The 2,466-nt window shown below is 64.6% G+C and carries 2 protein-coding genes; both read right to left on the bottom strand.

Annotated features, from left to right (window positions below; genetic code table 11):
- Positions 1-1,393 (bottom strand): bifunctional [glutamine synthetase] adenylyltransferase/[glutamine synthetase]-adenylyl-L-tyrosine phosphorylase (locus EN984_RS31175; RefSeq protein WP_127384204.1); only part of this gene is annotated, 1,393 nt, incomplete at its 3' end.
- The coding region (locus tag EN984_RS31170; protein ID WP_164765775.1) for a HAMP domain-containing sensor histidine kinase at positions 1,393-2,466 on the bottom strand (1,074 nt) is incomplete at its 5' end. The genes EN984_RS31170 and EN984_RS31175, both read right to left, overlap by 1 nt.

Genomic DNA, 2,466 nt, shown 5'->3' with positions numbered 1-2,466 from the left:
GTGCCGCGTAGTGACGTTCGACCTGCTGCAGCGAGGCACGGAACGCTTGAGAAAAGGCAGAAGCATCGGCAAAGCCGAGCATGCGTGCGATACGCTCCAAGCCTTCATCATCTTCCGGCAGCGTGTGCGTCTGCTCGTCGGCAACCATCTGCACGGCATGTTCGACGCGTCGCAGGAACCAGTACTGGCGGGCAAGCGCATCGCGCGCCTCGGCGGTGATCCAGCCGCCGGTCGCAAGCTCGCCGAGCATCGGCACGGTCTCGCGGCCACGCAGTTCAGGGAAGCGTCCGCCGGCGATGAGCTGCTGGGTCTGGACGAAGAACTCGATCTCTCGAATGCCGCCGCGGCCAAGCTTGACGTTGTGGCCCTTGACCGCAATCTCGCCATGGCCCTTGTGGGCGTGGATCTGGCGCTTGATCGAATGGACGTCGGCAATCGCCGCGTAGTCCATGTATTTGCGCCAGATATAGGGCTGCAACTCCTTGAGGAAGGCCGCACCCGCGGCCAGATCGCCCGCCACCGGGCGTGCCTTGATCATCGCGGCGCGCTCCCAGTTCTGGCCGCGCGCCTCGTAGTAGCGCAGTGCCGCCTCGACCGGGATCGCCAGCGGTGTCGAACCGGGGTCTGGGCGCAGTCTCAGATCGGTGCGGAAGACATAACCGTGTTCGGTGCGGTCCTGCAGGATGCGCACCAGGCGGCGCGTCAGCCTCGAAAACAACTCGGTGGCGTCGAGCGGATCGACGACGGCGGGCGCTTCCGGATCGAAGAAAACCACCAGATCGATGTCGGAGGAAAAATTCAGCTCATGCGCGCCGAGCTTGCCCATGCCGAGCAGGATCCAGCCCGACTGTTTCGACGGATTGCCGACATCCGGCAGTTTGAGTTTGCCCTCGCTATGCGCGTCGCGCAGCAGGAAGTCGACGGCGGCGCGGGTGCAGGCGTCTGCGAGGTCGCTCAACCGCCGGACCGTCAGCGCCGTTTCGGCCTCGCCGGCAAGATCGGCCAGCGCGATGAGGAAATGCGCCTCCGCCTTCCACTGGCGCAGCTCCATCATCAAGCCGGATTCCGAGACTGCTTCGGCTAGATGCACCTGGTCGATGGCGGCGCCGATCACCTTCAGTCGAGCCTCGATCGTCTGCTCGAACAGCCCGTCCAGGATTTGCGGCCGGCGACGTGCGGTATCGCGCAGGAACGGCGACAGATCGAAGACGGCAGCAAGGAAATCCTGGCCCTCGCCCTTGCCGGCCAGGAACTTGGCCAGCCGCGTCAGTCCTTCTTCGCGCGCCGCGGAAGCGATCTCGGCCAGTTCCAGCCGCGCACGGTCTTCGTCCAGCGGAGCCAGGCTGGTCGCCGGCTTCAGCAGCCAATCTTTCGCCCTCGCAGCCGTGCTCATCAGTGATCCTCCCGTGCTGGGAAACTCATGACCACGGATAATCCGGGATTGCCAGGCAAGAGTTCAAGCCGGCCATTGTGGAACGTCATGACCGCCTTGGCGAGGCTGAGGCCAAGACCGGAACCCGGCTGCGAACGGCTCTTCTCCAGCCGCACGAAACGTTCCGTGGCCCGCGCCCGGTCGCCATCGTCGGGAATGCCGTGTCCATTGTCGGCAACAGACAGGCGAACGTCCGTACCGGCTCGCTCGAGCGTGACGCGCACCGCCGGCTGGGCATTGGCACCGGTCGAATATTTGATGGCGTTGTCGACGATGTTCGACAGCGCCTGACCGATCAGTTCGCGGTTGCCGTTGACGGACACCGCCTCGGGCGCGTCTGCTTCCAGCGACACGCCTGCCTCTTCCGCCACCGGCTCGTAGAGTTCGACGACATCGCGCACGGCCTCCGCCAGATCGACGCGGTTGGTGTTCTCCGAGGAGTAGCCAGCTTCCAGCCGGGAAATCATCAGGATGGCGTTGAAGGTTTTTATCAACTGGTCCGACTCGGCAATGGTGCCTTCCAGTGCCCGCCGGTAGTCGGTGGGCTTTTGCTTGCCCGAAAGCGTCGCTTCGGCCCGGTTGCGGAGCCGGGTCAGCGGCGTCTTCAGATCATGCGCGATGTTGTCGGAAACCTGCTTCAAGCCTTCATTGAGCGTGGCGATCCTGGCCAGCATGGCATTGAGATTTTCGGAGAGCCGGTCGAACTCATCGCCAACCCCCGTCACCGGCAGCCTGCCCGACAGATCCCCGCCCATGATGCGACGGCTGGCTTCCGACACGCTGTCGATGCGCTTCAGCGCGGCGCGACCGACAAAAAACCAGATCAGCAATCCGCCCAGCCCCATCATGCCGAGCGCCAGCATCAGCGCACGGCGGATGACCGCACGAAACCGCTCCGGCTCGCCAAGGTCGCGGCCGACCAGCATGATCATCTGGTTCGGCAGCCGCAGCACCAGCGCAATGGCGTTGTGGCCCTTTTCGCCCTGCGCCTGCGCATCGTTCTGCTCGGATTGGGTGGTGGTGCCCTGCTCGGC

Source organism: Mesorhizobium sp. M7A.F.Ca.CA.004.12.1.1 (genome assembly GCF_003997835.1).
Taxonomy (GTDB): domain Bacteria; phylum Pseudomonadota; class Alphaproteobacteria; order Rhizobiales; family Rhizobiaceae; genus Mesorhizobium.
Note: the sequence above shows the minus strand (reverse complement) of the source record. Positions and strands in the feature narration are given on the sequence as shown.